This is a genomic window from Methanotorris formicicus Mc-S-70, assembly GCF_000243455.1.
Taxonomy (GTDB): domain Archaea; phylum AGJL01; class Methanococci; order Methanococcales; family Methanococcaceae; genus Methanotorris; species Methanotorris formicicus.
In genome coordinates this window covers 1-7,033 of the sequence record NZ_AGJL01000065.1, presented here as the reverse complement: position 1 = coordinate 7,033, position 7,033 = coordinate 1, and the positions used below count along the sequence as shown (strand labels likewise).

At 32.1% G+C, this 7,033-nt stretch carries 9 protein-coding genes and 1 pseudogene; 4 read left to right on the top strand and 6 right to left on the bottom strand.

The genetic code is table 11. From position 1 onward, the window contains the following. Positions 1-299 precede the first annotated feature (299 nt). On the bottom strand, positions 300-797 hold the full coding sequence (locus tag METFODRAFT_RS08755; RefSeq protein ID WP_245528983.1) for a Holliday junction resolvase-like protein: 498 nt from the start codon (positions 795-797) through the stop codon (positions 300-302). A gap of 21 nt (positions 798-818) precedes the next feature. Further along, complete coding sequence (locus METFODRAFT_RS08750) at positions 819-1,112, bottom strand: hypothetical protein (protein WP_007045239.1); 294 nt, start codon at positions 1,110-1,112, stop codon at positions 819-821. An 84-nt stretch (positions 1,113-1,196) separates the two neighbouring features. Between METFODRAFT_RS08750 and METFODRAFT_RS08745 the strand changes: the two genes are divergently transcribed. Together METFODRAFT_RS08745 and METFODRAFT_RS10955 are read left to right on the top strand one after the other, a co-directional pair. Then, a complete protein-coding gene (locus METFODRAFT_RS08745; RefSeq protein WP_007045238.1) occupies positions 1,197-2,501 on the top strand; it encodes a single-stranded-DNA-specific exonuclease RecJ in 1,305 nt (434 codons plus the stop codon). 100 nt (positions 2,502-2,601) lie between these two features. Continuing rightward, the gene (locus tag METFODRAFT_RS10955) at positions 2,602-2,745 is read left to right on the top strand and encodes a hypothetical protein (protein ID WP_159089914.1); all 144 of its coding nucleotides are present in this window, start codon (positions 2,602-2,604) and stop codon (positions 2,743-2,745) included. Between the two features lie 345 nt (positions 2,746-3,090). On the opposite strand, the gene METFODRAFT_RS08740 is transcribed toward METFODRAFT_RS10955, so the two are convergent. Genes METFODRAFT_RS08740 through METFODRAFT_RS08730 form a run of 3 tightly spaced genes read right to left on the bottom strand, consistent with a single transcriptional unit; the run spans position 3,091 to position 5,030 of the window. Continuing rightward, on the bottom strand, positions 3,091-3,900 hold the full coding sequence (locus METFODRAFT_RS08740) for a nucleotide-binding protein (protein ID WP_007045236.1): 810 nt from the start codon (positions 3,898-3,900) through the stop codon (positions 3,091-3,093). Between the two features lies 1 nt (position 3,901). Then, positions 3,902-4,696, bottom strand: a complete 795-nt coding sequence (locus tag METFODRAFT_RS08735; protein WP_007045235.1) for a nucleotide-binding protein — start codon at positions 4,694-4,696, stop codon at positions 3,902-3,904. A gap of 4 nt (positions 4,697-4,700) precedes the next feature. After that, positions 4,701-5,030 carry a NifB/NifX family molybdenum-iron cluster-binding protein gene (locus METFODRAFT_RS08730; protein WP_048115820.1) on the bottom strand — a complete coding sequence of 110 codons (330 nt, stop codon included), beginning with the start codon at positions 5,028-5,030 and terminating at the stop codon, positions 4,701-4,703. A gap of 336 nt (positions 5,031-5,366) precedes the next feature. Here METFODRAFT_RS08730 and METFODRAFT_RS08725 point away from each other — a divergent pair, with 336 nt between their 5' ends. Beyond that, complete coding sequence (locus METFODRAFT_RS08725) at positions 5,367-5,606, top strand: MTH895/ArsE family thioredoxin-like protein (RefSeq protein WP_048115819.1); 240 nt, start codon at positions 5,367-5,369, stop codon at positions 5,604-5,606. A 455-nt stretch (positions 5,607-6,061) separates the two neighbouring features. After that, positions 6,062-6,694: pseudogene (locus METFODRAFT_RS08720) on the top strand (ABC transporter substrate-binding protein); the annotation flags it as partial. Between the two features lie 57 nt (positions 6,695-6,751). On the opposite strand, the gene METFODRAFT_RS08715 reads toward METFODRAFT_RS08720, so the two are convergent. Next, positions 6,752-7,033: hypothetical protein (locus tag METFODRAFT_RS08715; protein WP_007045231.1), on the bottom strand; the 282-nt coding region annotated here is incomplete at its 5' end.

Below are 7,033 nucleotides of genomic sequence, written 5' to 3'. Positions count from 1 at the left end.
CGATAGTCGTTCTGTGAATTCCCGAGACATACTCTGAAAATGCTTTGATAGTTTTTATTGGCGTTAGTGTTCTAACTTGTGCGAACTTAGATAACTCCTCCGAACAGTTAAATCCTAAACTATTTATAGAATTAGTGAGTATACTATTAAGTGCTGCTAGCATAGGAGATGCACCGTTTTTTAACGAGTTATTTAAGTACTACCTATTTCTATTTTTTGGTCTTAATTTTAATAGTGTTAAATCACACTATCAGTTATTTAAAATATGTAAAATAACAAAAATAACAGGATTAACAAAACTAATCATTTCCCAATCTAATACTGTCCCATTCAACTTTTTTACTTTCAACAATTTTCTTGATTAGTTTTTCTCTTTTGCTTAATGGAGATTTTCCCGTCTTCACCTCAAGAAAAACTATCTTTTTTAAATCCCCCTCATCCAACCCATCAAACACAATAAAGTCAACTGGAGAACCAATAAACCTGGCATCTTTTGGATTGTATTTGAATTCTGGGAGAAATGGAGCAAAATGTTCAGTAATCTTTCCTATGATAACCGATTTGCTCTTCTCTATTGCATCTTTCCTTATCTTTTTCTCATATTTCCTCTTCCAATCTTCAAATAACATCTCGGCCTTTTGTTCGGATAATTTTTCAAGTTCTTTGTCCCTCCATTCTTCAAATAACTGCCATGCTCTTTCCTCTATTTTTCCCCTAAGTTCCGAATACCTCCACAACAAAAATATAAATGCAAATAACAATAATATAAATAAAATTGTCATATGATCCATTTTCATTACCCCATAAAAATATTGAAGTTAGCAAAATGTTCTATTTGTTGCTGGGATACATAAGATCTCTTTGCAGTTTGGGCACTGAACTGTAACTTCTTTTAATTTGTAATTTTCTTTAAATGGTTTTTTGCAGTAAGGGCAAAACCATATCCTCCCATGGGTTTTTTTGCACTCTCCAACCTCGCCAACTGTAGGGTATTTTCTATATGTTATTTCACTATCCTCATCTTTGTATTTAAAAAACATCTTTACCATATCTAAATATATCTCAACTGATGATTTATTAACACAATCTCCACCACAATATGGACACTTCATTCTTTCACCAAAGATTTTTATGCATATTAGATTTATATCACCAAGAGAATATATAATTTATTGATATATGCGGGGATACTTATGATGGAGAAAGTGGTTAAAGTAGGAGAAGTTGCAAAAAAGATAAAGGAAAAGATTGAAAACTACGATGGACTTATAAGGGTTATTACTCACTACGACCCAGATGGCTTAACTTCTGGGGCAATAATGGTGAAAACACTCCTCAGAATAAACAAAAAATTTCACCTAACAATTGTTGAGCATTTATCTAAGGAAATTATAGATGAACTTGTTAAAGAAAAGCAATATAATGACGCTTTGTTTATCTTTTGTGATATGGGCAGTGGGCAAATAGAACATTTAATTGAAAATAAGTTTAACGCCATTATATTGGATCACCATCAGCCAAAGGTTAAAGAAGTTGAAGTTGATGGAATTTTGCAACTAAATCCACATATATTTGGAATCGATGGTGCAAGAGAGGTTTCAGCAAGCGGCATATGTTACATGGTTGCAAGGGTGTTTGGTTTTTATGATTTGAGTGTTTTGGCAATAACTGGAGCAATTGGAGACATGCAACATAAGCCATTTATTGGTCTCAACAAATTTATCTTAAATGAGGGGAGGGAGTATAGATATCTCTCCATAATCAAAGATTTAATATACCACTGCTATGACATACCAATTTGGGAGGCAATAACCTACTCTACAAACCCATACATAAGGGAGTTGAGTAACAAAGAAGAATGTCTAAAATTCTTGAAAAACTTAAAGATAGATCCAAACAAAAAAGAATTAACCCATGAAGAAAAGCAGAAATTAACAAATGCATTAATTTTCTATAGAAAACCAGAAGATTTTATTGTTGATAGATATACAATAAAGCATAAAGTCAACGATGCCTATTATTTATCTGAGTTGTTAAATGCGTGTGGAAGGAAGGGACTGACAAGCGTTGGTATTGGTGTGGCATTGGAGGACGATGAATGCATAAAGATTGCAAAAGAAACCTATTTAAAATATAAGAGGGAACTTATAGAAGAACTAAAAAATGTAAAACCAAAGAAGATGAAAAATATCGAATACTTCAAAGGCAAAAAAGGAATGGTTGGTATAGTGGCATCGATTCTTGTTAAGGATAGACCTGTTTTAGGTTATCATGAAGAGGGGGAAAAAGTGAAGATTTCATCAAGGGGAAATAAGGAACTTATTGATAGGGGATTGAACCTTGGAAAGGTTATGGAAGTTGCAAAGGAATTTGGTGGAGAGGGTGGGGGACATGATGTTGCATCTGGGGCATCGTTACCAAAAATACATTTGGATGAATTTTTGAAAAGAGTTGATGAGATTGTTGGGGAGCAGTTAAAATCCAAATCTCAATTCCGTTAAGTGTTATAACTGATAGTGTGATTTAACACTATTAAAATTAAGACCAAAAAATAGAAATAGGTAGTACTTAAATAACTTATTAAAAAACGGTAAAACCGCCATGCTAACAGCACTTAATAATATACTCACTAATTCTATAAATAGTTTAAGATTTAACTGTTCAGAGGGATTATCCAAGTTCGCACAGGTTAGAATCATAATAATAAAATATTATTTCAATTTACACTACTATAAAACCACTTAGCAAAAAATACACAGATATATTCATCAAAATCGTAGATTTTTATCCCATGTAGATATCGGGACGGTCGTAAGAGATAGTTGTATATAAAGAGACGAAGATAGAAGAATCAAACGAAAAACCTACGGTTTTTCGTAACTCGCCTGTTATCACAAGGCGAAAACATCGATTGGGTGAAATACTAAGTATTTCACTGCTCGCTTCTCCGCAAGCGAAGAGACAAATCGATTTTAGAAATCGAAGGAAACTATCTAACATCTGAAAAGAGGATATGGGCTATCATGATGTGATTAAAGAGTGTGTAGTAAAGAACTAATAAAGAAAGGAATATCGTAATCACATTGTCAGTTAAATAAACTCTTTTAATTTTCCATATAACTCCTTTACCGCCTTTGATGCCTTACTATCACTATCGCAAAGTAAAATTTTATTTGCAATCAATTTTGGTACTTCAAAATCAAATGGGATTGAATGGAATATTTTAAATGGGTAATCTATATTATTTATTCCTTTTTTGTTTTCAACAATTAAATATTCAACATTAAAGAAGCTTAATGTCTCTATCAATCTTAAACAATCATTAACACTTGATTTTGTTGGCTCCACTATGCACAATGCCAAATCAATATCTTTAACTGTTGAAATTAGAGGACATCCAACACCAGGAGGACCATCGATAATTTCCAATTCAGAGTTATATTTTTTAGCATGTCTCTTTATGTACTCTACGATTTTTCCACTTCCACTTTCTCCAGGTTCTAACTCTCCCCATATCAATGGGAAACCAGCATTTCCTTCATAAATATAGCCACTCTCAACCTTAATTGGTTCGATTGCATTATATTCACATATTAATTCACAACTTCCGCATCCCTCACATAGTATTGGATTTATTTTGTATCCCTCAATCGCATCAAATTGACAAATATCTTGGCATTTTCCACAAAAGGCACAATTTTCATTTATTTTATATAAGTCACGATGAATAACTTCTATTAACCTCTTATCTTTAACATCAAACATTAGATTGAAATTTGGTGCATCGACATCACAATCCAACGCAACTATTTTTAACTCTTTTGAGAAAAGTTTTGCTAAGGATGTGGAAATTGATGATTTTCCAACTCCCCCCTTTCCTGAAATAACTGCAATTTTCATCTTATCCCCAAATAATCCAATTACCTATCTCTTCAATATTTTTTCTCAAATCATTATACTTCAAAAAACTCTCTCCTTTGCAATAGGTTTCAACAACTCTTTTATCATAAGGAATTTTGAAGTCATACTCAACGTTTAAATCACTGATTCCATATCTATTTAAAACAACCTTGTATGGAATTTTTAACTTTTCAACAATCTTTATTATCCTTTTTGCATCTGAAATCCCAAATGGTGTTGGTTCTGTAACTACAAGAACCTTATCTGAATTGATTAATGCCCTTATAACATTGCAGTGAGTTCCAGCGGCAGTGTCTATAATATTAATCTCGCAGTTTTTTGATAGGGCGTATTTCTTTGTTTCAATTACAATTTTACTTGTTTTAGTTATCCCAATGTTTGATTTTCCAACGATTAAATAACTGCCATTAAATTTCTTTTCGTAAATTTTTCCAATGGATTTTTTCTTAAATGTTATGTTGGAATTTATGCCGCATGCCTTACATCCACTACACAACTCCTCAATAAATATGAGTTTATCATTTATTTTTAGCAATGCCCCTTCCTTACAAACATTGTTGTAGTTATAACTTACTCCTTCTTTTACGTCAGGAATTTCAATGAAAACCTCCTTTGCAAATTTTAAATCCTCACTAACCAAATACTCCAAATTTGGTGTCTCAACATCACAATCAACTAATGCAGTTGAATAATTTTCCATAAAATAAAAAAATAGATTACTTGATAAAGTAGATTTCCCAGTTCCTCCCTTTCCACCAGTTATAGCCACTATCATGCTTTCACTCAAATTTCTCTAATTTTCCCTCTAAGAATAATTTAACGCACTCATCAATTGATGTTGTGTTGCATTTATAAACCTCAATGCCCAACTGCTTAAACACATTGTATACCTTTGGCCCTATATTTTGTGTTATTAAAGCATTTACATTGTAATTCCCAATAATGGATGCTGCAGTTGTCCCTACTCCGTGCATTCCTCCACTAGCAGGGTTTTCTACTATTTCTTTATTTTTTATTTTACCATCTTCAATTTCTACAATAACAAATTTCTCACATCTTCCAAAGTGCGGAGAAATTTTTCCACTCTCTGTTGGTATTGCTATTTTCATAATATCCCTCATTGAAACTATGGTTGTTTGCGTTAGAAATTGGAAAATACTCTCTAATAAATTCATAGAGTTATTTATCTTATTTTCAAAATTTATAATTGATTGCAACCATTTAAAAATTAGAGTATTAAGCAAATTTCAATAAATTTCGCAAACAACTATATTTTTTAGATAAAATACACTTATGTGGCAAATTATATAAAGTTTATTCAATATTGTTCTACATATTCAAATATATAACATTTAAACATTTAAATGTTTCTTAAAAATATTGAAATTAATCGATATATCGAAAGTTTTAAATATTGGTTGGTAAAACTTCTTTTGGGTGATAAGATGATAATAAGAGTGTTTGGAACTGGATGTCCAAAATGCAATCAAACTTATGAGAATGTTAAAAAGGCAGTTGAAGAACTTGGCATAGATGCGGAGATAGTAAAGGTTACAGATATAAATGAGATTTCTGAATGGATATTTGTCGCTCCTGGAGTTGCATTTGATGATGAGATTGTCTTTGAGGGGAAAGTTCCTACAGTTGAGGAGATTAAGGAAGAACTCAAAAAAACCTTGGATTAATAAATATGAAGGTTGCAGTTATCATATTATGTCTTATTTTAAAACAACTATAAGTTCGCACAGGTTAGAATCATAATAATAAAATATTATTTCGATTTATACTACGATAAAACCACTTAGCAAAAAATACACGGATATATTCACCAAAATTGTAGATTTTTATCCCATGTAGATATCGGGACGGTCGTAAGAGATAGTTGTATATAAAGAGACGAAGATAGAAGAATCAAACGAAAAACCTACGGTTTTTCGTAACTCGCCTGTTATCACAAGGCGAAAACATCGATTGGGTGAAATACTAAGTATTTCACTGCTCGCTTGCTCCGCAAGCGAAGAGATAAATCGATTTTAGAAATCGAAGGAAACTATCTAACATCTGAAAAGAGGATATAGGCTATCATGATGTGATTATTATGAGGGATAATATGGAGAATATGTGTTGTTGTGGGGTTTAGGCAACATTTAGCAACGAGAAGTTGTTTAAATCATTAAAGATTATGGGGAAGATTTTAAATAAAGAGAAGAGAGCAGAAGAAGTTGTTAAATTTATAAAAGATTGTCAAAAGGATTTAAATGAAAGAACACAGGATATCTCAGATGAGAATAAACCAACAGTATATGTTGGAGGTGTTAGGCATAAGGGAGGAATATTAAGCACATGTCCAAAATATCCACCATTCATGGCTGTTAATACAAAGAACGTTGCTGATGAGTTAGATGGCAATAATCCGGTAGTAATAAATAAAGAAAAACTCTTAATGTGGAATCCAGATGTTATATTCATTGATGAAGCAATATTGGGCGAGATTAAAAATGACTATGCAAAAAATAAAGAGTTCTACAATTCATTGAAAGCATTTAAAAATGGAGAAGTTTGTGGAATTTTACCTTACAACTTCTATACAACAAATATAGGAACAGCGTTAGCAGATGCTTACTACATTGGAAAGGTTCTCTATCCAGAGAGATTTGCCGATATAAATCCAGAAGAAAAGGCAGATGGGATTTATACTTTCTTGGTAGGAAAGCCAGTTTATAAGGAGATGGCAGAGGAATTTGGTGGATTTAAAAAGATAGAGTTTGAATAGGTGAAATTGTGGAATTTAAGATATATTCACCGTAATTCCCATCACAAATTTAAATATTTATTTAATTGAATTAACTTCATCTAACACTTTAAGATTATAAGCGATTGTGAAGAGTAAGAGCTCAACACTCAGCCCTTTCTTGCTTACAGCGTGAATATGCTTAGAAAACATCGCAACTAACTTTGAGAAGTTGGTCTCAATGCTTTTTCTCAACTTATTCAATATTTTATACTTTGTTCTCTCTATAAACGATTTAATCATGTTTTCGCTTGCGGTAGCAAGCGAGTAGCAAACTCGAAGAGTTTGCCTAATTTCTTTTATCGCTTCGAAATAAACTTT